This is a genomic window from Arthrobacter sp. 10T416 (assembly GCF_056394165.1).
This window is the reverse complement of record NZ_JBFTHI010000001.1, coordinates 740496-762300: the sequence shown is the minus strand read 5'-3', so window position 1 is coordinate 762300 and position 21805 is coordinate 740496. Positions and strand designations below refer to the sequence as shown.

Below are 21805 nucleotides of genomic sequence, written 5' to 3'. Positions count from 1 at the left end.
GGAAAGTCGTAGGCCGCCGGCTGCGGAACAGCCCCAGTCTAGTTGACCGGGGCGGCGGCCCGGCCCCCGAAACAGGCGAAGGCCCGCACCAGCAGGTGCGGGCCTTCGTTTCTCCAGGTGGATCCGGGGAGTCACGCCGGATCCGAATCAGGAGGGTTTAGCGGTGCCTACTTCGGCATCAGCACGGAGTCGACCATGTAGACCGTGGCGTTGGCGGTCTTGACGCCGCCGCAGACAACGTTGGCGCCGTCAACCTTCAGGGCATCCTTGCTGCCGGTGACCGTCACGGAGCCGCCTTCGACCGTCTTGTGGGTACCGACGATCTCGGACGGGCTGATCTTGCCCGGGACAACGTGGTAGGTCAGGATCTTGCTCAGCAGGGCGTCGTCCGTCTTGAGCTTGTTGATGGTGGCGGCGTCAATCTTCTTGAACGCGTCATCCGTCGGGGCGAAGACAGTGAACTCGCTGCCGTTCAGGGTGTCGACCAGGTTGACCTTGGGGTTGAGCTTGCCCGAGACGGCCGCCGTGAGGGTGGTCAGGATCGGGTTATTCGAGGCCGCGACGGCGACCGGGTCAAGGGCCATACCGGCGACGGAGCCCTTGCCGCTGGGGACCTTGGAGGCGTAGCCGGCGCAGCCGGAGCCAACGAGGTCTGCAGCGGGATCCATGGCTGCAGCGGAGGAGCTCATGGACGGCGACGGCGCCATGCTGGATTCGCTCGGGGTGGAGGCCGGAGCCGAGGAGCTGGGGGCCGTGCTGGAACCGCCGCAGGCAGTGAGGCTGAGCATGGCTGCAGCAGCGATACCTGCAACGGCGAAAGTCGTGCGCTTGATGGTCTGCATTTCGATTCTCCTTTGTTGTGCCGATTTCATTGCTGCAGTGAACGTCTTTGCCACTGCGGCTTTCCTCCGACTGGCGGGCACCGACCCTTGGTTGGTGTCTCAATGGGTATTCGGGTGCTCGGCGGAAAGGGATGGGTGGGAATCGAAAATCTTTTTTGCGGTGGCGATCCGGCCGCGCTCATCGCCGCTAATCCGGGCTTAAACCAGCAGAACCCCGGTCCGAAGACCGGGGTTCTGCTGGTTACTGTGCGCAAGGGGGGACTTGAACCCCCACGCCCGAAGGCACAGGAACCTAAATCCTGCGTGTCTGCCAATTTCACCACTCGCGCGCGGCTCCGCCGTTGCCGGTCCGCGGGGACCGGGTGATGGATGCCAGCCATCATTCTACAGTTCGCGTCCGCAGTCCGTGGCAGGCGCCGGCAGTGGCGGAAGTTAGGCCCCCAGCTTCAGGTCGCGCAACAACTTCGCGACGTGCCCGGTGGCGCGCACGTTGTACTGTGCCAGGGCGACTTTGCCGTCCGGGTCAACCACCACGGTGGAGCGGATCAGCCCGTCGTAGGTGCGGCCGTAGTTCTTCTTCTCGCCCCAGGCGGCGTAGGCCTCGGCGACGGCATGGTCCGGGTCTGAAAGCAACGGAAAAGTCAGCCCCTCGTCGGCTGCGAAGGCCGCGAGCTTGGCAACCGGATCGGGGGAGATGCCCACCACCTCATAGCCGGCGCGCTGGAGCGCCGTCAGCGAATCGCGGAAGTCGCACGCCTGCTTGGTGCACCCCGGGGTGGCGGCAGCCGGATAGAAGTAGACCACGGTGTTCCGGCCGCGGAAATCCTGCAGGCCCACCTCCCGCCCCGCCGAGTCGGACAGCCGGAAATCCGGTGCGTCGGCGCCGGGAATGAGTCGTTCAGGCATGGTTTTCTCCTTGGCAGAATTCACGGAATTCCAGCTTAGTGAGTGCCGGTGAGACCGCCGAATCGGACAATCGTTATACTCTTTGGTATGCCTGATATGGATCGCTGGCCTACGGGCCGCCTACTGTCCACGGCAGCACGGCTTGTTGAACACTCGTGGAACGAGAAGCTGGGCGCCATCGGACTGACCCACGCCGGGGTCATTGCGATGGAAGTTCTTTCCGCCCAGGGACCGATGACCCAGGCGCAGCTGGCGCAGCTGGTGCGGGTCCAGGCCCAGACCATGGGCAAGACGCTGAGCCGCCTTGAACTCCACGGACACATCTCGCGGGAGCGCAGTGTCTCTGACCGGCGCAGCCACGTTGTCACCCTCACCGAACGCGGCCGGGAGGCGGTTGCCGAAGCCGCCGACATGGAACGCTCCGTCCTTGCGGCTGCCTCGATTGACCCCGACTCGCTGCGGCACGAACTCCAGTCAGTGGTCCGGGAGCTGGCCAACCGGATGTCTACTACCGAAGCGAAAGCCATTGTGGCGACCTCCGATCCCGCCATCTCCGCGGACGCCAACTAGGACTTTGTTCCGCCCCTCGGGCTGAGAGTATCCTCCGTGTCCTGCACCCGCGCGGGAGTGGCCTCGGTTAATGTTTTGGATATGGAAACGGTGCCACCACCCGAGCTCGAAGGGCAGACCTCGATCAACGAGCTGCTCGACGAACCCCTGGGCACCCTCCCGATCCAGCTGGCACTGCCCATCCACTTCCAGCTCGCCGCAGCGGCGCGGGCGTAGCGCCCCTGCCGCAGCAGTCCCGAACCGCCACCGGAAATCCCCAGAACCCCTGCACCCGGAACATAGGATGTCTGGGATGAGAACGCCTAGGAGTACCCTCGGGGCCGCTGTGGCCTCGGCCATCCTTATCCTGGCCGCCCTCTCAGTGCTGGCCGCTCCGGCTCCTGCCCATGCCGAAACTTGTGGCCCCGTGGTGGTGGTTCCCTTGGGCCGCTGCGATCCATCGCCGCCACCGACGGCGAAGCCCTCCAGCACTCCCAAGCCCGCTCCCTCCGCACCTCCAGCACCTCCAGCACCGCCGGCACCCCCGGTCCAGCCGACGCCGGCGCCCACAGCGCCTGCCGCGCCATCGACGGCACCCAAACCGCCGAAATCGGCAGTCCCTACGACCTCCGCGCCGCGTCCCGGAGGGTCGACGACCAACCACGACAGCGGCCGTCCAACGCCGCCACCCGCGACCGCCGCGGCGACGCCGTCGTCAGTCCCGGCTGCGGCCCAGCAACCGCCTCCACCTGCTGCGCGGGCACCCGAAGACGGCGACGCCGGGATCAGTGCCGGGGGAGCGCTACTGGCCGTCGGCGGGCTGCTGCTCTCCGCCTGGGCCTTGCTGGCCCTCAGGCGCCGGGGCGAGCCGGCGGTCTAGGGGCAGAACGGTACGGCTTCTTCTGGGGCTCGTGTTACTGAAGTAACCAGTTGTGGTTTAGAATGTGCGTCGGGAGCCCGGGCTGCGGGATGAGCATAGAGTTTCCCGCCACGTAACTGCCCGCCTTGCGGCGCCCGCCACCAGCCCGCGCCCCGCGTTACCGAGGACGCCCATGCCAGCTCTCCCCAAAATCCGACTCTCCCGCACCGTCGCATGCGCCGCCGCCGCCGCCGTGCTGGCCGGCTCTGCCGTTGCCCTTCCGGCCGCCGCGGACTCGTCCCCCGCGCGGAACATGCCCTCCGGAGCAGCCACTCAGCGCGCCACCGCACCAACGGAGCGGATCATCATCAAGTTCAAGGCCTCCGTCCGGGGAAAATCGGCGGAGCGGGCCAAGGCCTACGGCCGCGCAGCCCAAGCGGCCGGCGTCTCCGTCAAGGAACTCCGGGCGACCGCCGGCGGAGCGAACATCCTGACGGCTCCGGCCGGGACCAGCGCCGACAAGGTCGATGAACTCGCTGCCGCCCTCGCTGCGCAGCCCAATGTTGTGCTGGCTGAAAAGGATGCCTTCGTACACACGGCGGCGGCACCGGACGATCCCGGCTATCCGCAGCAATGGAACCTGCACGGCGCCGCCGGACTGAACCTTCCCGGAGCCTGGGACACGTCCACGGGGGCCGGAGTCACTGTGGCCGTGGTCGATACCGGCATCACCGCGCACCCGGACCTGGCGCCGAACCTCGTTCCCGGGTACGACTTCATCTCCGAAGACCCCGACCCCGTCAACACGTTCAGCACCGCCGGCGACGGCGACGGCAGGGACGCCGATCCGTCCGATCCCGGCGACGCCTGCGGCACTGAGCCCTCGTCGTGGCACGGCACCCACGTGGCCGGCATCATCGGCGCGGTGGCCGGAAACCACGAAGGCATCGCGGGCGTGGCCTACGGCGCCAAGGTCCAGCCAGTACGGGCCCTGGGCTCGTGCGGCGGCTACATCAGCGACATCGCCGATGCCATCGCGTGGGCGGCCGGAGCCACGCTGACCGGCATCCCGGTCAACAGCACGCCGGCCCGGGTGATCAATCTGTCCCTCGGCGGGGACGGCAGCTGCAGCAGCTACCTCCAGGGGGCGGTGGACATGGCGACGTCGCTTGGCTCGGTGGTGGTCGCCGCGGCCGGAAACAGCGGCGGTCCGGCTTCCAACTCGAACCCGGCGAACTGCAACAACGTGGTGGCCGTCGGCGCCACCGGGCCTAGTGGATCCCGGGCCGGCTACTCAAACTTCGGACCCGAAGTGGACGTCAGCGCCCCCGGCGGAGACATGTCCTCCGCAGGCTCCAACGGCATCCTGTCGACCTACAACAATGGCACGGTCACGCCCGGCCAGGCCGAGTATGCGTACCTGCAGGGCACCTCGATGGCTTCCCCGCACGTGGCGGGCGTGGCCGCTCTCATGCTTTCGGCCAACCCCGGCCTCACCCCGGCCCAGGTCGAGGAGAAGCTCAAAGCGTCGGCCCGGCCCTTGCCAGGCATCTGCGATCAGGGCGGATGCGGAACCGGGCTGGTGGACGCGGCAGCGGCCGTCGCCTCGGTCCTGCCCGGAGCCGTCCCGTACGTTGCCTCGGGGACACCGACGATGAGCGGGCTTGCCGCCGTCGGACAGCATATGACGGCTGTAGCCGGCACCTGGTCCCCGTCCGGGGCCGCGCTCACCTACCAGTGGCGGCGCGCCGGTGCACCCATAACCGGTGCAACGGCGTCGTCCTACGCTCCGGCGGCCGCCGACGCCGGAACACTCCTGAGCGTCACGGTCACGGGAACAGCCGCCGGCTACAAACCGGCCGCAGCCACCTCGGAGCCGGCTCTGGTGGCGCGCGGTACGCTGACGGGGCCGACGCCCATAATCAGCGGCACGCGCAAAGTGGGCTACACGCTGACCGCGGTCCCCGGCGCCTGGACTCCCGGAGCGGTCCTGAAGTACCAGTGGTACCGTGCCGGGGTTGCCATCAGCGGCGCCACCGCCTCCAAATACACACTGGTGGCCGCCGACCAGGGCAAGCTCATGCGGCTTCGCGTCGGTGCCATCAAGGCCGGCTACACCACCGCCGTCAAGGACTCGCCGACCACCAGCGCCATCGCTGTGGGCACCCTGGTCTCGTCTCGGCCGTGGATCTCCGGCACTCCCCGGTGCGGGTACACCCTCACGGCGAATCCGGGCACCTGGACGGCGGGGACGGCCTTTCGCTACCAGTGGTACAGGTCCGGCGCGGCGATCAGCGGCGCCACTGGCCGGTACTACCGCTTGGCATGGGTTGACCGCTACGACGTTATGAGCGTGCGCGTCGTCGGCTCCAAAGCCGGTTACGCCAGCGTGGCAAAGTACTCCGGCTACACCGCCCGGGTTCCCTAGCCGGCCTCGGGGCGGACCCGCACCGGGCCGAGCCAGGCGGTCAGCCCGACGGCCACCAGGCTGCCGGCGGCGATGATCGCGGCCAGCACAACAATCTGGAACCTGCCCGCCTCAAGGGGAGACACGCCACCGAAGATCGCGCCCACGAAGGCGCCGGGAAGCGTGACGAGTCCGGTGGTTTTGGTTTGGTCAACTGTGGGGACCAGCGCGGCCGACACGGCCCGCCGGACGAGTTCTGAGGTGGCCTGCCGGGGGCGGGCGCCGAGGGCCAGCCACCCCTCCACTTCATCCCAGCGGTCGTTCACCAGTTCCACGAACCGGCGGCCGGACAGGGTGGCGATCGTCATCGCGTTTCCGATCACGATCCCGCCGACGGCGAGGACGTACCGCGGCGTGAAAGCAACGGCTCCGGTGGCGAAAACCACCGTGCCTGCGACCAGGATGCCTCCCCCCATGCAGCCCGCGACGGGCAGGAGCCGTGTTCGCAGGGTTCCGAGCCGGCGCGCCGATGTTGCGGCGGCCACCGCGAACATAACGGACAGGGCGGCCGCGATCAGCCACGGCGACTGGATGATGCCGGACAACACGAAACTGATGGCGGCCAGCTGCAGCATCCCGCGGAGCACTGCCAGCGCCGGTGACCAGGGAGCATGCACCCGCGCGGCCAGCAGGACAGTGGTCGCCACCCCGATCAGGACAACGACGCCGAGAATGGTCCGGGGGAGTTCGTCGACCATTAGGAGGGTTTCCGCAGCTGTAGGAACTCGGTCATCCTGCAAGTTTTACACGGCGTCCCGATGCAGTGATTGTGGATCTTCCGGATCGGTGTTCTCTGCAGTGGGGCAGCTCGTTGCGGGGCCGTGGATTGACAGAATAACTGAGCGCGCTCATTATTGATAGCACTCGGTAATTTGCCGTGGGGAGTCTTGTTGACTCGAGGAGCGTTAGGAAGATCATGAAGGCTTTTGCCGTCACCTCATACAAGGGTCCGCTGCAGGAGGTCGACGCGCCCGAGCCCGTCCTCGGCGAGCGGGATGTCCTCATCAGGGTCCAGGCTGCGGGCGTCAACGTATTGGACGAAAAGATTCGGGCGGGCGAGTTCAAACAGATCCTGCCCTACAAGTTGCCCCTCATTTTGGGGAACGACGTCGCCGGAACGGTGATCCGTGCCGGCGCGGCCGTGCGTCGATTCAGGGAGGGCGACGTGGTGTACGGGCGCCCAAGCAAGGACCGCATCGGCACTTTCGCCCACCGAATCGCCGTAGCTGAAAGGGACTTGGCCCTGGCGCCCTCCTCGATCAGCATTGAAGAGGCCGGTTCACTCCCGCTTGTGGCTCTCACTGCCTGGCAGGCCCTGGTCGAGAAGGGGCACGTCCAGCCGGGCCAGAAGGTCCTTATCCACGCCGGCGCCGGCGGGGTGGGAACCATGGCGATCCAACTCGCAAAGCACCTCGGCGCGACCGTTGCGACCACGGCGAACCGAAAAAACGCGGACCTCGTGCGCGAGCTGGGAGCGGACATGGTCATCGACTACAGGTCGGAAGACTTCGAGGATCAGATGAGTGGCTTCGATCTGGTGCTGGACAGCCTGGGGGGGCGAAAACCTCGAGAAGTCATTGCGCGTCCTGAGGCCAGGTGGCAAGGCTATCGGCATCTCCGGCCCGCCCGACCCCGCGTTCGCCCGTGAAATCGGACTAAACCCGGTCCTGCGCCTCGCGATCACGGCTCTCAGCCGAAAAATCCGGAAACAGGCGAAGAAGCTCGGCGTCAGCTATGAGTTCCTCTTCATGCGGGCCGACGGCGACCAGCTCGGCCGCATCACTGACCTCGTCGACGCGGGGGTGCTGAAACCCGTCGTCGGCCGCGTGTTCCCCTTCGAGGCAACCATCGAAGCGCTGCGCAGCGTGGAGCAGGGCGGCACCCGCGGCAAAACTGTCATCTGCATCCCCTGACCCACACCACTTCCCGACGGCCGACTGTCCTACCGAAAGATGATCATGACAATTCCAAACGGCGAACCCGCCGTTATTTCTTATGCCAACGTGCCCACGCAGTCCATCACCGCCGGCGGGATCAGCTTTGCCTACCGTGAACTGGGGCCCAAAGGCGGCATCCCAGTCGTGTTCTTCGTGCATCTGGCCGCTACCCTGGACAACTGGGACCCGGCCATCATTGGCCCGATCGCCCAAAACCGTCACGTCATCGCCTTCGACCAGGCCGGCGTGGGAGGCTCCTCTGGCGGGGTACCTGAGACCATCGAGGAAGCAGCGGACGACGCCTACACCTTTATCACCGCCCTGGGGTTCGAGACGATCGACATCTTCGCGTTCTCCATGGGCGGCATGATCGCGCAGGACCTGGTCGTCAAACACCCGGAACTCGTCCGCAAGCTTGTCCTCACCGGCACGGGTCCGCGCGGAGGCAAGGATATGGACAGGGTTACCCGCACCACCTACTACGACATCCTGCGTACAACGCTCTCCCGGTCGGATCCAAAAGAGTTCCTCTTCTTCGACCGCAATACCACTGGTAAACGCGCCGCGAAAGAGTTTATTGCGCGTCTGGGAGTACGCACGGCCAACCGTGACAAGAAGATCACCACCAAGGCTTTCCGCACGCAGCTCAAGGCGATCCAGAGATACGGCCGCTCCCGGCCATCGGATCTGTCGATCATCACGCAGCCGACCCTGATCGCCAACGGCGACAACGACCGTATGGTTCCCTCAATCCTCTCCGGGGACCTTCACCAGCGCATAGCCGGCTCGGAGCTGATCATTTATCCGGACTCCGGACACGGGGGGATCTTCCAGTTCCACTCCGTGTTCGTGCCGGTTGTCCTTAAGTTCCTTGGCTACGCGTGAGGTGCCTTCAGCTCCGGGTACAGCGCCTCTAGGGGTGCACTGAGCGCGGCCTTCACGCCGGCGGTGGTTGCGTCCGCGATGACCTCGTAAGCGCCTTCCTCGACCCCCGCGTATACGGCCTGAACAAGGTCAGCGGGGGTCATTTTGGGACCGTGGGCGTTGGCGGCCATGGGGGTGTCGACATAGCCCATATGTACGCCGAGCACATGGACGCCCTGCGGTGCCAGCTCGAGCCGGAAAGAGTTCGTCGCGGACCAAAGTGCAGCCTTTGAAGCGCTGTAGACCCCGCCGAACGCGTACCAGCTCGCCACGGAGTGCACATTCACCAGTACCGAGTCCGGCGCCGCAGCGAGTATCGGGGCAAAGGCGCGCGCGACGAAGACTGGGCCAAAAAAGTTCGTCTCCATGTTTCGGCGGAGGTCCGACTCCGGGATCTCCAACAGGCTGGCAGTTGGCGGATTCGCGCCGTAGACCCTGGAAGCTCCGCGAGCGAGGGCGTCCTGCACGAAGTGCTCCCCGAGGCCCCCGTTCGCTCCGGTGACGAGGACAACGGCATTAGTGATCGATGGCATGAATTGTCGCTTTCTCTCCTGCGGTGCACCCGTTCAGGCGCAGCCCTTTACGGGATGTCACTGCGGTTGTCCCCACCGGGGGTGCCCGGACGTCTCCATGGAAGAATAATCAGGATATCGCCGAGCATAATCGACAGTGACTATACTCATAAATGAGCTTGGTCAATCTTTATTCCCGAAGGAAGCATCATGCCCACCGCTCCAGCGGCGCCCGGCCGGCGCGAACGCAACAAGCAGGACAAACTTGAGCGCATCACCCTCGCTGCTCGCGAACTCTTTTCGATGTACGGCGTGGACGACGTAACGACACAGCAGATCGCCGACAAGGCGGATATCGGGACCGGAACCCTTTTCCTCTACGCCAGGACGAAGGGCGAACTGCTCCTGCTGGTGCAGAATTCGGCGTATGCCGATGCCCTCGTCCAGGGCATTGCCGCCGCCGACGATACCGCTGACATGCTTGATGCCGTGATGGCCATCGTGCGTCCGGTGGTGGAGTGCAACCGCACCCAGGTGGACAACGGGCGGACGTACCTGCGGGAGATTGTCTTCGGCGACCCCGAAGAGCCGCACCACCGTGACGCCCTCGGGCACACGCTGGAGACTGAGAGGGCTATCTCCGCAGTGCTCCAGCGGGAAGGCCGGGTAGAGTCGGCGGACGCGGCAACCCTGGCGCACGTCATCTCTGCGATCGTGTTCACCACCCTGGCAGTCACGAGCAATGTCGCAAGCAGTGTTCCCGATCTTCTTGTCGAGATCCGGACCCAGGTCCGCGCGATTCTTCCAGCCTGACGGCTACCCGACTTTTGGGTGCCGGGAGCTTCACAGGCCGGCGGGGAACGTGAATGTTGCAGGCAACGGTGCGGGCGCTGTTCCCCGGAACAGGACGATCTCATCGTGGGCCTTGAGCGCGAGGGCCCGGATCGGGCCGGTCCGCTGTTTGCCGTTGACCATGACAGACCAGCCGGTTGTGTCCGAGTGGGCGGTACCCGGCTGTCCGGTGCCGTCGAGGACGCCCCACTCGGTGAGGAGCTGGCCAAGGGTGTAGGTGTCCCCGGCTACGGGCGCCTCAATGTGGACGATGCCCGAATCGTCGTGGGTATGCAGCGCCGAGATGCCATTCGGCTGGCCGCCCGGATTGAAGCTGAAGCCGATGTCCGCCGGGACAGCGACGCGCTTTCCGTCAGCGAACACGTCCAGGTGCGCGTGGAAATGCTCTGCCGCCCCTTCCATGTCGAGGATCGGCAGGCCCGCGGCCTTGATCCGGTCCGCGCCGCGTTGGGCATCCAGTTCCCAGCCGCTGGCGGGGGTTTGCGTGGCGGAGGGGCTGGCTGCGGGCGTTGAGGCGGCGGCGCCCGGGGCCGGGGCGGCCGTGGAACACGCGGTGAGGGTGAGCGCGGCAGCTCCCAGCACCAGGGAGAGGGGGATCAGCTTCGTCACGGTGCGTCCTTCGTTTGAGGAGTGATTGCGCGGTTGGAGTGGTACACAAAAAACCCCGCCTTTACGGCGCTTGGCCAATAAAGACGGGGTTTTTCTTTGGTGCACCCCCCGGGACTCGAACCCGGAACCCATTGATTAAGAGTCAATTGCTCTGCCAGTTGAGCTAGAGGTGCAGCTGTTGTTTTTGTTTCCCTCGGGCTTTTTATTTCCCGCGGTGTTCTCCGCAACGACATGAAACTCTACACGAGTTTTGGTGGAGTGTGAAATCGGGCGTTCGACGCCGGCCCTCGCCTAATCGGACAGGGTCAAAACCAGCACAAAGTCGGGGTTTTGGCCGTTGCTGAGAACCCAAAGACGCCCGTCCGGCGCAAGCGAAACGTCGCGGATCCGGCCGTACTGTCGTGTGAAATAGCCCACAGGTTCACCGGCGTTGGTTCCACGCAGCGGCACACTCCACACACGCTGTCCACGGAGCGCGCCCAGATAGGCCGTACCGCGGACGATCGTGAGCCCGCTCGGGGAGGATTCCGCCGTCGACGGCCACACCACTTTCGCGTCCTCGAAGCCCCCGCGGTGCGGTGCCCCAGTCACCTGCGGCCAGCCGTAGTTGCCGCCGGGGACAATCAGGTTGAGTTCATCGTCCACGTCGGGGCCGAACTCGCTCGCCCACAACCGTCCGGCGCTGTCCCAGTCGAGGCCCTGCACGTTGCGGTGGCCCAGGCTGTAGACCGGGTTGTCGCCGAACGGGTTGCCTGGCGCCGGCTTCCCGTCCGGGGTCAGCCGCAGGATTTTCCCGCCGAGGGCGTTGCGGTCCTGCGGCTGTTCACGGCGCTGGGAGTCGCCGGTCCCCACGAAGAGGAATCCGTCGGGGCCGAACCGGATCCTTCCGCCGTTATGGGTGGAAGCCTTGGGTATGCCCGTGAAGATCACCTCGGGCGCGTCGAGGGCAGGCAGCCCATCGGCGCCAAGCCGGAAGCGGGCGATCCGGTTGTCCGATTCCGACGTGTAGTAGGCGTACAGGTACCGCCCGACGGCGGGGCCGGCACCGGGGGAGCGGGTGGGGGAGATGGCCGGGGACAACGCAAGGCCCAAGAGGCCCCCTTCGCCGTTGGGGACGACGCCGGGCACCTTGCCGACGGTCGCTGCCGCGCCGGTGGCCCCGGGGGCCAGGAACTTCACCACGGCGCTGTCACGCTCCGAGATCAGGGCCGTCCCGTCCGGCAGGAAGACCGTCGACCACGGCTGCTGAAGGCCGGCGTCGATCCGGGCCGTCAGCCTTGGGGCCGCCGGGCCGGTTGGGCTGGCTGCGGGCTGGCTGGCCGCGGGCGTGCCGGTTTGGGGCGCAGCACTGGCGGTTGGCCCGCCAGTCGCGGAAGCGCCGGCCTGACTGCCCGTCGGACCACCCGCGGGGCTGCCGGTGCAGCCGGCTGCGGCCAGAACCAGGACCGCCGTCGCCGCTGCGGTTGCCACGGCAGTGCGCCGGGGCGACCGCAGCGGTATCGCTACAGCCGTGACCGGCGCGGCGGCCGGAAGCCCGCCGCTTCGGCGTGGGCGGCCGACAGGAACCAGACCTCGGCACGGGTCTCTTCAAAGGACGGGCTGGTGTCCTCGTGGTAGATCATCGACGACGCGTTCCCCTTGACGGTGAAACCCTCCGGGCCGCTGCCGTCGGGGGCGGGCGCGGCCGATCCCTCGCCGTAGGGCTGCTCGACTGCCAGGTGTCCGGCGGGAGCGGTGGAGTGGCTGGCCGACCCCTCCGAGGCAGCGGCCGAGCTGGCGACCTGGGCGGTTTCAGCATCCGCAGCCTCAGCCGCCGCGGACTCTGCTCCTGGAAGTGTGGGGGCATGCGGCTCGGTGTATTCGGCGTGGTGCACGGGAGCCGGCGCAGCGGCTCCCGCGGTTCCCTCTACCGTTCGGGACGTCGGCGCCTCCGTGGTCCGGGTGTCCGCCATGGATTCGGCCCGTACGTCGGCAACGGGTTCGGCCGGGGTAATGGCGTCGGGCTGGGCAGAGGGCGCAGGCATTGCTTCGTGGTCGCCATGCGCGGCCTGGTCGTCGGGGACCGGAGCCTGCTCGCCGTGGTCCGCCGGGCCCTGGGCTCCCTGCGCTCCGTGCGGCAGGTCGTGGCGCGGGGCCGGGTGCGCGTCGGCCGCGGGCGTCTCCGACCACTGCGTTTCCCATTCTGCGGCGCTCGCGGTTTCTGGCGAAGCGGCAGCCGTGGGTGGGGTCGCTGCCGGGGAGGCGGCCGCGTCCCCGGATCGGACGGCCTCTTCGGACTGGCCCGCGACGGCATCGACGTCGTCGTCAGCCGTGGTCGGCGGCTCCGGCTCCGCATTGCTGAATCCGGCGGCGGTCGGTATGCCCGTGGTGGCAGCAGCGACGGCCGATGCCGCCGTCGTTCCGCCGGACAGGGCGCCGTCGTGGCCGGACGAGGTCCGCGGAGCCTGGCGGGCGGTAGCGGTTTCAGACCCGGCGGCCGTCGAGGTCCCGGCGCCGCTGCGGGCATTGTTGCGGTTCAGCAGCCACCACACAACGCCGACAATCAGCACGATGACGATGAGCCAGATAATCCAATCCATAGCCGAAACCTTCCGTCCAGGCGGCAGGGTTGCCGTTGCTTGACGTTACGTCCGGCCCAACACGGCTGTCCACCCTCGTGGAGCCGCCCGTGTAGCCTCGCCTGATGGACTTTAAGCGACTGCGGATTCTTCGCGAACTGGCGGACCGCGGCACGGTGGGGGCGACGGCCGAGGCCATGCGGGTCACGCCGTCGGCGGTCTCGCAGCAGCTCCGGACCCTGCAGGATGAACTCGGCGTGACGCTGGTGGAGAAAGCCGGCAGGGGAGTCCGGCTGACCGAGGCGGGGCTGGCCATGGCCGGTGCCGCGGCTGACGTGTCCACGGCCATGGCGCGCGCCGAGGCCACCATCGACACCTACCGGCTGGGCCGGCAAACCCACATCAAGGCGGCATTTTTCCCCAGCGCCGCGGAAATGTTCCTACCCGGGCTGCTGCACCGGGTGAAGCACATTGAGGGCCTCCGCTTCGAAGCGCATTTCGAGGACCCGGGAGTCGCCGGATTCGCTGCCCTTGCAGCTGACTACGACATCGTGCTGGCGCACAGCGTCGACGGGCCGGACGTCTTTGCCCGCCAAGGCCTCCAGGTCATCCCGCTCATCGACGAGCCCCTTGATGTGGCGGTCCCGGTCGACCACGCCCTGGCGGGACAACAGACGCTCAGCGCGGACGACGTCGTCGGGTTCCCCTGGATGGGCGTGCCGGATGGCTTTCCGTTCGACACTGTCCTGCGCCAGATCGAGTTCCAGGCCGATTCCCGGGCCGTGCGGGCCCAGCTCTTCCCGGACCTCCGGGTCCTCGAAGCCCTGGTCAGTGCCGGCCACGGGCTTAGCCTGCTGCCGCGCTACACCGCCCTGAAAAACCAAGGACGGGGATTCGTGCTCCGTCCACTCCGCGGCGTCAAGGCCAGCCGCAGCATAGTGGCCCTGGCCCGCCCCGAAGCCGCGGCCCGGACCACAATCCAGCAGGTACTCTCGATGCTCAAAGCGGAGGCGCAGACGGTGGCGGCGGCGCCCGAACTGCGTGACGGAGCCGGCCTGGCCTAGGCCCCATTAGCGGGTCTCTACATCGAATCCCAAAGTGTGAGACAGATGTCCACCATTTGGTCGAAATATTCCCGCATTTGGGCTTAATGAGCCAATTCGGCTCGTTCCTGCCAACGGCGGAGCCCTAGACTTTGAGCCATGAGTCAGGACACCCACACCCCAGCAGAGACCAAGCCGGACATCAAACCCCGTAGCAGGGTCGTCACCGACGGCATCCACGCAGCGCCCGCGCGCGGTATGTTCCGCGCGGTCGGCATGGGCGACGACGACTTCGCCAAGCCCCAGGTGGGCGTGGCCAGCTCGTGGAATGAAATCACTCCCTGCAACCTGTCCCTGAACCGGCTGGCCCAGGGCGCCAAGGAAGGCGTCCACGCCGGCGGCGGGTTCCCGATGCAGTTCGGCACCATCTCCGTCTCCGACGGCATCTCCATGGGCCACGAGGGCATGCACTTCTCCCTGGTCTCCCGCGAGGTCATCGCCGACTCAGTGGAGACCGTAATGCAGGCCGAGCGGATCGACGGTTCCGTGCTCCTGGCCGGCTGCGACAAGTCCCTGCCGGGCATGCTCATGGCAGCGGCCCGCCTGGACCTCTCCAGCGTCTTCCTCTACGCCGGCTCCATCATGCCCGGCTGGGTCAAGCTCGAGGACGGCTCCGAGAAGGAAGTCACCCTCATTGACGCCTTCGAAGCCGTGGGGGCCTGCGCCGCAGGCAAGATGAGCATGGAGGACCTCACCCGCATCGAGAAGGCCATCTGCCCGGGCGAAGGCGCCTGCGGCGGTATGTACACCGCCAACACCATGGCCTGCATCGGCGAAGCCCTCGGCATGTCGCTCCCCGGCTCCGCCGCCCCGCCCTCGGCCGACCGCCGTCGTGATGACTTCGCGCGCAAGTCCGGCGAGGCCGTCGTGAACCTGCTGCGACTGGGCATCACGGCCCGCGACATTATGACCAAAAAGGCCTTCGAGAACGCCATCGCCGTGACCATGGCGTTCGGCGGCTCCACCAACGCAGTCCTGCACCTGCTGGCCATCGCCCGCGAGGCCGAGGTGGAACTGACTCTGGAAGACTTCAACCGCATCGGCGACCGGATCCCGCACCTGGGCGACCTCAAGCCGTTCGGCCGTTACGTTATGACCGACGTCGACAAGATCGGCGGCGTCCCGGTCATTATGAAGGCACTGCTCGACGCCGGCCTGCTGCACGGCGACTGCCTCACCGTCACCGGCAAGACCGTGGCCGAGAACCTCGCCTCGATCAACCCGCCGGATCCGGACGGCAAGGTGCTCCGCGCCATGGACAACCCGATCCACAAGACCGGCGGCATCACCATCCTGCACGGCTCGATGGCTCCCGAGGGTGCCGTCGTCAAGAGTGCAGGCTTCGACGCCGATGTCTTTGAGGGCTCCGCCCGCGTCTTCGAACGCGAGCAGGGCGCCCTCGACGCGCTCGACAAGGGCGAGATCAAGGCCGGCGACGTGGTGGTCATCCGCTACGAAGGGCCCAAGGGCGGCCCGGGCATGCGCGAAATGCTCGCCATTACCGGCGCCATCAAGGGCGCCGGCCTGGGCAAGGATGTCCTGCTGCTCACGGACGGCCGCTTCTCCGGTGGTACCACCGGACTGTGCATTGGCCACGTCGCGCCGGAAGCGGTCGACGGCGGCCCGATCGCCTTCGTCAAGGACGGCGACCGCATCCGGGTGGACATCGCCTCGCGGACGTTTGACCTGCTGGTCGACGACGCCGAGCTCGAAGCCCGCAAGGTGGGCTGGGAGCCGCTGCCGGCCAAGTTCACGAAGGGTGTTCTGGCCAAGTACGCCAAGCTGGTGCACAGCGCCTCCACGGGCGCGTACTGCGGGTAGCTCCCTCAGCGCGGGCGACCACGCTTAATAAGGGAGGCTCCGAGGGGCCCCAAGCGAACGGCGTCCGCGCCGTCCGCTTGGGGTAGGAGACTCCCGCCTGCCGCCTGGGCGGGCCTGGTACGAGGGGGAGTGGGGAGTTCAGTAGGTGGACGATGAAGTCCACATGGTGAGACAGGAGTCGGGCTCGTTGACACCTGTCTCGCCCAGAGGGAACACTGAACGCATGATCGAGATCGTTTCCGGCGGCGCTTGCGCAGCTGCAGTCGTCGTACTTACCAAGCGCGTGGCTCCATAGCCCGACTGGTAACGACCCGTCACGCGCAACCCCTCGAAGAGCCGCCAGGCTGAGGGGTTTTTTTATTTCCGCAACACCAGCACCACCCGCATCACCAGATCGCCGAAGATCCACCCGTAGATCCACCGAAGGAAGAGTCCGATGAGCAAAGGATTGCCGATCAGCCCCTCGCTGATGGCCACAAAGTCCGCTGGAGCCCACAAGGCTCCGGAACGCGTCGAACGCCCGGCCGATGCCGGCGTCGAGCATGCTGCTGCCTCTCCCGTCCTTGGGCCGAACAACGTCGTACCCCCGACGATGATGACCGGCTCGCAAGCAATCGTCCGCTCGCTCGAAGAACTCGGCGTCGAGGACATTTTCGGTTTGCCCGGTGGCGCAATCCTGCCCACCTATGACCCCTTGATGGCCTCCAGCATGAACCACGTGCTGGTCCGTCACGAACAGGGAGCCGGCCACGCCGCGCAAGGCTATGCCATGGTCACCGGGCGGGTTGGCGTCTGCATCGCCACCTCGGGCCCCGGTGCCACCAACCTCGTTACCGCCATCATGGATGCCCACATGGACTCCGTGCCGATGGTGGCCATCACCGGCCAGGTTTCCAGCGGAGTCATTGGAACGGACGCCTTCCAGGAGGCGGACATCGTCGGCATCACCATGCCGATCACCAAGCACTCCTTCCTGGTCACCGACCCCAACGACATCCCGCACGTGATGGCGGAGGCTTTCCACCTGGCCTCCACCGGCCGGCCGGGTCCCGTCCTGGTGGACGTGGCTAAGGATGCCCAGCAAGGGCAGATGACGTTCTCCTGGCCCCCCAGGATCGACCTCCCCGGGTACCGCCCCGTGGTCCGCGGTCACAACAAGCAGGTCCGCGAGGCCGCCCGGCTGATCGCCGCCGCCACCAAGCCGGTGCTGTACGTCGGCGGCGGTGTGGTCAAGGCCCACGCCTCCGCGGAACTGCGGGAACTGGCCGAACTCTCCGGCGCACCGGTGGTCACCACCCTGATGGCCCGGGGCGTGTTCCCGGACTCCCATCCGCAGCACGTCGGTATGCCCGGCATGCACGGGACGGTGTCCGCTGTGACCGCACTGCAGCAGTCCGACCTGCTGATCACCCTGGGGGCCCGTTTTGATGACCGGGTCACCGGCATCCTGAAGTCCTTTGCCCCGCACGCCAAGGTCATCCACGCCGACATCGACCCGGCCGAGATCTCCAAGAACCGCACCGCCGACGTGCCGATCGTCGGCTCCGTCAAAGAGATCATTCCGGAGCTCAGCGAGGCCCTGCGCCAGCAGTTCGAGGCCTCGGGCACCCCGGACCTGACCAACTGGTGGGCCTTCCTGAACAACCTCAAGGAGACCTACCCGCTGGGCTGGACCGAACCCGAGGACGGTCTCAGCGCACCCCAGCGGGTCATCGAGCGGATCGGTGCCCTGACCGGACCCGAAGGCGTCTACGTCGCCGGCGTCGGCCAGCACCAGATGTGGGCGTCCCAGTTCATCAAGTACGAACGCCCCCACGCCTGGCTGAACTCCGGCGGGGCCGGCACCATGGGCTACGCCGTGCCTGCGGCCATGGGCGCCAAGGTGGGGGAGCCGGACCGCGTGGTCTGGGCCATCGACGGCGACGGCTGCTTCCAGATGACCAACCAGGAGCTCGCCACTTGCGCAATCAACAAGATCCCCATCAAGGTCGCTGTCATCAACAACTCCTCGCTGGGTATGGTCCGCCAGTGGCAGACCCTCTTCTACGAGGGCCGCTACTCCAACACCGACCTCAACACCGGCCATGACACCGTCCGGATCCCGGACTTCGTCAAGCTGGCGGACGCCTACGGCTGTGCGGCGTTCCGCTGCGAACGCGACGAGGACATCGACGCGACCATCCAGCAGGCCCTGGCGATCAACGACCGCCCCGTCGTGATCGACTTCGTCGTCAGCCCGAACTCCATGGTGTGGCCGATGGTGCCCGCCGGAGTCAGCAACGACCAGATCCAGGTTGCCCGCAACATGACCCCGGACTGGGAAGAAGAGGACTGAACATGACCCGCCATACACTTTCGGTTCTGGTCGAGGACAAGCCCGGTGTGCTGACCCGCGTGGCCAGCCTCTTTGCCCGGCGCGCCTTCAACATCAATTCCCTGGCCGTCGGCCCCACTGAGGTCCCGGGCATCTCCCGGATGACGGTCGTGGTCGACGCCGACGGCGAGCTGATCGAGCAGGTCACTAAACAGCTGAACAAGCTGGTCAACGTGATCAAGATCGTCGAGCTCACCCCCGAATCTTCCGTACAGCGCGACCACATCCTGGTCAAGGTACGTGCGGATGCCGCAACCCGGCTGCAGGTAACCCAGGCAGCCGACCTGTTCCGCGCTTCAGTGGTCGACGTCTCCACAGAGTCGGTGGTCATCGAGGCCACAGGCCACCCCGACAAGCTCACGGCACTGCTTTCGGTGCTGGAGCCCTTCGGCGTCCGCGAAATCGTGCAGTCCGGCACCCTGGCCGTCGGCCGAGGGTCCCGCTCCATGAGTGACAGGGCTTTGCGGTCCGCCTAACAGGCAGACCCCAGCCCCCGCATCAAATCCCCACCCCGTTTTTCACAGACAACACCAAAGAATCCATTCAAAGGAGACACCCCAGTGACTGAAATGTTCTACGACGACGACGCCGACCTGTCGATCATTCAGGGCCGCACCGTCGCCGTCATCGGTTACGGCTCCCAGGGCCACGCCCACGCCCTCAGCCTGCGCGATTCCGGTGTTGACGTCCGCGTCGGCCTGAAGGAAGGCTCCAAGTCCCGCGCCAAGGCCGAGGCAGAGGGCCTCCGCGTGCTCAACGTTGCGGACGCCGTCGCCGAGGCCGACCTCATCATGATCCTCACCCCGGACCAGGTCCAGCGCCACGTCTACGCCGAGGACATCGCCCCGAACCTGCAGGCCGGCGACGCCCTGTTCTTCGGCCACGGCTTCAACATCCGCTACGGCTACATCAAGCCGCCGGCCGACGTTGACGTCGCCCTCGTCGCCCCCAAGGGCCCGGGCCACATCGTGCGCCGCGAGTTCGAAGCCGGCCGCGGCGTGCCCGACCTGATCGCCGTCGAGCAGAACCCGTCCGGCAAGGCCAAGGAACTGGCCCTGTCCTACGCCAAGGCAATCGGCGGCACCCGCGCCGGCGTCATCGAGACCACCTTCACCGAAGAGACCGAGACTGACCTCTTCGGCGAGCAGGCAGTCCTCTGCGGTGGCGCCTCGCAGCTGATCATGTACGGCTTCGAGACCCTCACCGAGGCCGGCTACAAGCCCGAGGTCGCCTACTTCGAGGTGCTCCACGAGCTCAAGCTGATCGTCGACCTGATGGTCGAGGGCGGCATCGCCAAGCAGCGCTGGAGCGTTTCCGACACCGCAGAGTACGGCGACTACGTCTCCGGCCCGCGCGTCATCACCCCCGAGGTGAAGGAAAACATGAAGGCGGTCCTGAAGGACATCCAGGACGGCGCCTTTGCCAAGCGCTTCATTGACGACCAGGACGCCGGAGCCCCGGAGTTCAAGGCCCTGCGCAAGAAGGGCGAGGACCACCCGATCGAGGCCACCGGCCGCGAACTGCGCAAGCTCTTTTCCTGGATCAAGAACGAAGACGACTACACCGAAGGCTCAGTAGCCCGCTAAGGCGATTGACCGGCAGGGAAGCCGGACACCATTACTTGGGGTCCGGCTTCCCTGCGTTGAGCACCACACGTACCACCCGTTTCACCAAAATCCCCACCTGATACACAAGAGAGCTAAAGAGGTCACCGGTGACAAGCACCAAACCTGTTGTACTCCTCGCTGAGGAACTTTCGCCCGCCACAGTCGAGGCCCTCGGCCCGGACTTTGAAATCCGCCAGACCGACGGCGCCGACCGTTCCCAGCTGCTCTCCGCGATCGCCGACGTCGACGCGATCCTAATCCGCTCCGCCACCCAGGTGGACGCCGAAGCCATTGCCGCCGCGAAAAACCTCAAGGTCATCGCCCGCGCCGGCGTCGGACTGGACAACGTCGATATCAAAGCCGCCACCCAGGCCGGCGTGATGGTGGTCAACGCGCCGACGTCGAACATCGTCTCCGCCGCCGAACTGACGGTCGGCCACATCCTCAGCCTCGCCCGCCACATTCCGCAGGCCTCCGCCGCGCTGAAGGACGGCGAGTGGAAGCGCTCCAAGTACACCGGCACGGAGCTGTTCGAGAAGAAGGTCGGCATCATCGGCCTCGGCCGGATCGGCGCGCTCGTCGCGGCCCGGCTGAAGGGCTTCGACACCAAAATCCTCGCGTACGACCCCTACATCACCTCCGCCCGCGCCGCCCAGCTCGGTGTGCAGCTGGTGACCCTGGACGAGCTCCTGGCCCAGTCGGACTTCATCACCATCCACATGCCCAAGACCCCGGAAACCGTCGGCATGCTCGGTGCGGACGCTTTCAAGAAGATGAAGAGCACGGCGTACGTCGTCAACGTCGCCCGTGGCGGCCTGGTGGACGAGGAGGCGCTCTACGCCGCCCTTGAAGCCGGCGAGATCGGCGGCGCCGGCGTCGACGTCTTCGTCAAGGAGCCCAGCACTGACCTGCCGTTCTTCAAGCTCGATAACGTGGTGGTGACTCCGCACCTGGGCGCCTCCACCGACGAAGCACAGGAAAAGGCCGGCGTCTCGGTCGCCAAGTCCGTCCGCCAGGCCCTCGCCGGCGAACTGGTGCCCGACGCCGTGAACGTCGCCGGCGGCGTCATCGCCCCGGACGTCCGCCCCGGCATTCCCCTCATCGAGAAGCTGGGCCGGATCTTCACAGCCATGACCCACGCCTCGCTGACGCAGTTCGACGTCGAAGTGGCGGGCGAGATCTCCGAACTCGACGTCAAGGTGCTCGAACTCGCAGCCCTCAAGGGCATCTTCGCCGACGTCGTCACCGAACAGGTTTCCTACGTCAACGCCCCTGTCATCGCCGAGCAGCGCGGCATCAATGTCCGGCTCATCACCACCCCGGACACGGAGTCGTACCGGAACGTCCTGACCCTGCGGGGCGCCCTCAGTGACGGCAGCCAGATCTCGGTGGCCGGCACGCTGACCGGACCCAAGCAGATCCAGAAGCTCGTTGGCATCAACGGCTTTGAGGTGGAAATCCCGATCAGCGAACACCTCGTGGTTGTGGCCTACTCCGACCGGCCCGGCGTGATCGGAACCATCGGCCACATCCTGGGCATGAACAACATCAACATCGCCGGGATGCAGGTGGCCCGGCAGACCGAGGGCGGCCAGGTCCTGGCTCTGCTGACCATCGACAGCTCCGTCCCGCAGCAGGTCCTGGAAGCCATCAAGGCCGGAATCGGCGCTGACATGGTCCGCGAGGTCGACCTGGAGGACTGAGTCCCCGCCGCGGACGCCGGCGGCGGCAACACCGCCGCCGGCGGCCACGAATGAGCGGCCGGTCTGCGTACAATGGCTAGGTCCGAATTTCGGATTAGGCCGGCAGACCGGCCTTTACTTTTGCACACCGGGCCTTGGGACGCCTTCAGCTCCACACGGAGTGAACTGCGGTGTGCGCACGC

At 66.6% G+C, this 21805-nt stretch carries 18 protein-coding genes, 2 tRNA genes and 1 pseudogene; 12 read left to right on the top strand and 9 right to left on the bottom strand.

Going from position 1 to position 21805, the window contains the following annotated elements; all coding sequences use genetic code 11:
* Nucleotides 1-167 precede the first annotated feature (167 nt).
* From AC1DBE_RS03515 to bcp, 3 genes are all read right to left on the bottom strand, one after another.
* Complete coding sequence (locus tag AC1DBE_RS03515; RefSeq protein ID WP_476877949.1) at nt 168-842, bottom strand: fasciclin domain-containing protein; 675 nt, start codon at nt 840-842, stop codon at nt 168-170.
* 247 nt (nt 843-1089) lie between these two features.
* Nucleotides 1090-1171, bottom strand: a tRNA-Leu gene (locus tag AC1DBE_RS03510).
* A 103-nt stretch (nt 1172-1274) separates the two neighbouring features.
* Entirely contained in the window at nt 1275-1748 is a 474-nt protein-coding gene (gene bcp / locus AC1DBE_RS03505; protein ID WP_476969610.1) for a thioredoxin-dependent thiol peroxidase, read from the bottom strand.
* Nucleotides 1749-1844: 96 nt separating this feature from the next.
* On the opposite strand from bcp, the gene AC1DBE_RS03500 reads away from it, so the two are divergent.
* From AC1DBE_RS03500 to AC1DBE_RS03490, 3 genes are all read left to right on the top strand, one after another.
* On the top strand, nt 1845-2318 hold the full coding sequence (locus AC1DBE_RS03500; protein WP_476877975.1) for a MarR family winged helix-turn-helix transcriptional regulator: 474 nt from the start codon (nt 1845-1847) through the stop codon (nt 2316-2318).
* Nucleotides 2319-2399: 81 nt separating this feature from the next.
* Entirely contained in the window at nt 2400-2534 is a 135-nt protein-coding gene (locus tag AC1DBE_RS03495) for a hypothetical protein (protein ID WP_476969609.1), read from the top strand.
* 815 nt (nt 2535-3349) lie between these two features.
* Entirely contained in the window at nt 3350-5584 is a 2235-nt protein-coding gene (locus AC1DBE_RS03490; RefSeq protein WP_476969608.1) for a S8 family serine peptidase, read from the top strand.
* On the opposite strand, the gene AC1DBE_RS03485 is transcribed toward AC1DBE_RS03490, so the two are convergent.
* Entirely contained in the window at nt 5581-6321 is a 741-nt protein-coding gene (locus tag AC1DBE_RS03485) for an ABC transporter permease (protein ID WP_476969607.1), read from the bottom strand. The genes AC1DBE_RS03490 and AC1DBE_RS03485 overlap by 4 nt on opposite strands.
* 218 nt (nt 6322-6539) lie before the next feature.
* On the opposite strand from AC1DBE_RS03485, the pseudogene AC1DBE_RS03480 reads away from it, so the two are divergent.
* Nucleotides 6540-7536, top strand: a pseudogene (locus AC1DBE_RS03480) (NADP-dependent oxidoreductase).
* A gap of 45 nt (nt 7537-7581) precedes the next feature.
* Nucleotides 7582-8445, top strand: a complete 864-nt coding sequence (locus AC1DBE_RS03475) for an alpha/beta fold hydrolase (protein ID WP_476969606.1) — start codon at nt 7582-7584, stop codon at nt 8443-8445.
* On the opposite strand, the gene AC1DBE_RS03470 is transcribed toward AC1DBE_RS03475, so the two are convergent.
* The gene (locus AC1DBE_RS03470; protein ID WP_476969605.1) at nt 8436-9017 is read right to left on the bottom strand and encodes an SDR family NAD(P)-dependent oxidoreductase; all 582 of its coding nucleotides are present in this window, start codon (nt 9015-9017) and stop codon (nt 8436-8438) included. The genes AC1DBE_RS03475 and AC1DBE_RS03470 overlap by 10 nt on opposite strands.
* A 189-nt stretch (nt 9018-9206) precedes the next feature.
* On the opposite strand from AC1DBE_RS03470, the gene AC1DBE_RS03465 reads away from it, so the two are divergent.
* Nucleotides 9207-9809, top strand: a complete 603-nt coding sequence (locus AC1DBE_RS03465) for a TetR/AcrR family transcriptional regulator (RefSeq protein ID WP_476969604.1) — start codon at nt 9207-9209, stop codon at nt 9807-9809.
* A gap of 30 nt (nt 9810-9839) precedes the next feature.
* On the opposite strand, the gene AC1DBE_RS03460 is transcribed toward AC1DBE_RS03465, so the two are convergent.
* The 4 genes from AC1DBE_RS03460 to AC1DBE_RS03445 form a co-directional block, all read right to left on the bottom strand.
* A complete protein-coding gene (locus tag AC1DBE_RS03460; RefSeq protein WP_476969603.1) occupies nt 9840-10457 on the bottom strand; it encodes a hypothetical protein in 618 nt (205 codons plus the stop codon).
* A gap of 97 nt (nt 10458-10554) precedes the next feature.
* Nucleotides 10555-10630 (bottom strand) — tRNA-Lys (locus AC1DBE_RS03455).
* Between the two features lie 118 nt (nt 10631-10748).
* Nucleotides 10749-11927 (bottom strand): PQQ-dependent sugar dehydrogenase, encoded by a 1179-nt coding sequence (locus AC1DBE_RS03450; protein WP_476969602.1) that lies wholly within the window; start codon nt 11925-11927, stop codon nt 10749-10751.
* A gap of 32 nt (nt 11928-11959) precedes the next feature.
* Nucleotides 11960-13036, bottom strand: a complete 1077-nt coding sequence (locus AC1DBE_RS03445; RefSeq protein ID WP_476877960.1) for a sunset domain-containing protein — start codon at nt 13034-13036, stop codon at nt 11960-11962.
* A gap of 104 nt (nt 13037-13140) precedes the next feature.
* Here AC1DBE_RS03445 and AC1DBE_RS03440 point away from each other — a divergent pair, with 104 nt between their 5' ends.
* From AC1DBE_RS03440 to serA, 6 genes are all read left to right on the top strand, one after another.
* Nucleotides 13141-14079, top strand: a complete 939-nt coding sequence (locus tag AC1DBE_RS03440; protein ID WP_476969601.1) for a LysR family transcriptional regulator — start codon at nt 13141-13143, stop codon at nt 14077-14079.
* 138 nt (nt 14080-14217) lie between these two features.
* Nucleotides 14218-15939 carry a dihydroxy-acid dehydratase gene (gene ilvD, locus AC1DBE_RS03435; RefSeq protein ID WP_476969600.1) on the top strand — a complete coding sequence of 574 codons (1722 nt, stop codon included), beginning with the start codon at nt 14218-14220 and terminating at the stop codon, nt 15937-15939.
* Nucleotides 15940-16375: 436 nt separating this feature from the next.
* Nucleotides 16376-18274: an acetolactate synthase large subunit gene (locus AC1DBE_RS03430; protein ID WP_476877963.1), complete on the top strand. Its 1899-nt coding sequence runs from the start codon at nt 16376-16378 to the stop codon at nt 18272-18274.
* Nucleotides 18275-18276: 2 nt separating this feature from the next.
* Complete coding sequence (gene ilvN, locus AC1DBE_RS03425; protein WP_476877964.1) at nt 18277-18789, top strand: acetolactate synthase small subunit; 513 nt, start codon at nt 18277-18279, stop codon at nt 18787-18789.
* An 84-nt stretch (nt 18790-18873) separates the two neighbouring features.
* Nucleotides 18874-19899 (top strand): ketol-acid reductoisomerase, encoded by a 1026-nt coding sequence (gene ilvC / locus AC1DBE_RS03420; protein WP_476969599.1) that lies wholly within the window; start codon nt 18874-18876, stop codon nt 19897-19899.
* Between the two features lie 128 nt (nt 19900-20027).
* Nucleotides 20028-21623, top strand: coding sequence for a phosphoglycerate dehydrogenase (gene serA / locus AC1DBE_RS03415; RefSeq protein WP_476902989.1), 1596 nt, complete (start codon nt 20028-20030; stop codon nt 21621-21623).
* The last annotated feature ends 182 nt before the right edge of the window (nt 21624-21805 follow it).

Coding starts and splice junctions, on each gene's coding strand:
- AC1DBE_RS03515 (WP_476877949.1), bottom strand. CDS start 842: ATGCAGACCATCAAGCGCACGACTTTCGCCGTTGCAGGTATCGCTGCT.
- bcp (WP_476969610.1), bottom strand. CDS start 1,748: ATGCCTGAACGACTCATTCCCGGCGCCGACGCACCGGATTTCCGGCTG.
- AC1DBE_RS03500 (WP_476877975.1), top strand. CDS start 1,845: ATGGATCGCTGGCCTACGGGCCGCCTACTGTCCACGGCAGCACGGCTT.
- AC1DBE_RS03495 (WP_476969609.1), top strand. CDS start 2,400: ATGGAAACGGTGCCACCACCCGAGCTCGAAGGGCAGACCTCGATCAAC.
- AC1DBE_RS03490 (WP_476969608.1), top strand. CDS start 3,350: ATGCCAGCTCTCCCCAAAATCCGACTCTCCCGCACCGTCGCATGCGCC.
- AC1DBE_RS03485 (WP_476969607.1), bottom strand. CDS start 6,321: ATGGTCGACGAACTCCCCCGGACCATTCTCGGCGTCGTTGTCCTGATC.
- AC1DBE_RS03475 (WP_476969606.1), top strand. CDS start 7,582: ATGACAATTCCAAACGGCGAACCCGCCGTTATTTCTTATGCCAACGTG.
- AC1DBE_RS03470 (WP_476969605.1), bottom strand. CDS start 9,017: ATGCCATCGATCACTAATGCCGTTGTCCTCGTCACCGGAGCGAACGGG.
- AC1DBE_RS03465 (WP_476969604.1), top strand. CDS start 9,207: ATGCCCACCGCTCCAGCGGCGCCCGGCCGGCGCGAACGCAACAAGCAG.
- AC1DBE_RS03445 (WP_476877960.1), bottom strand. CDS start 13,036: ATGGATTGGATTATCTGGCTCATCGTCATCGTGCTGATTGTCGGCGTT.
- AC1DBE_RS03440 (WP_476969601.1), top strand. CDS start 13,141: ATGGACTTTAAGCGACTGCGGATTCTTCGCGAACTGGCGGACCGCGGC.
- ilvD (WP_476969600.1), top strand. CDS start 14,218: ATGAGTCAGGACACCCACACCCCAGCAGAGACCAAGCCGGACATCAAA.
- AC1DBE_RS03430 (WP_476877963.1), top strand. CDS start 16,376: ATGAGCAAAGGATTGCCGATCAGCCCCTCGCTGATGGCCACAAAGTCC.
- ilvN (WP_476877964.1), top strand. CDS start 18,277: ATGACCCGCCATACACTTTCGGTTCTGGTCGAGGACAAGCCCGGTGTG.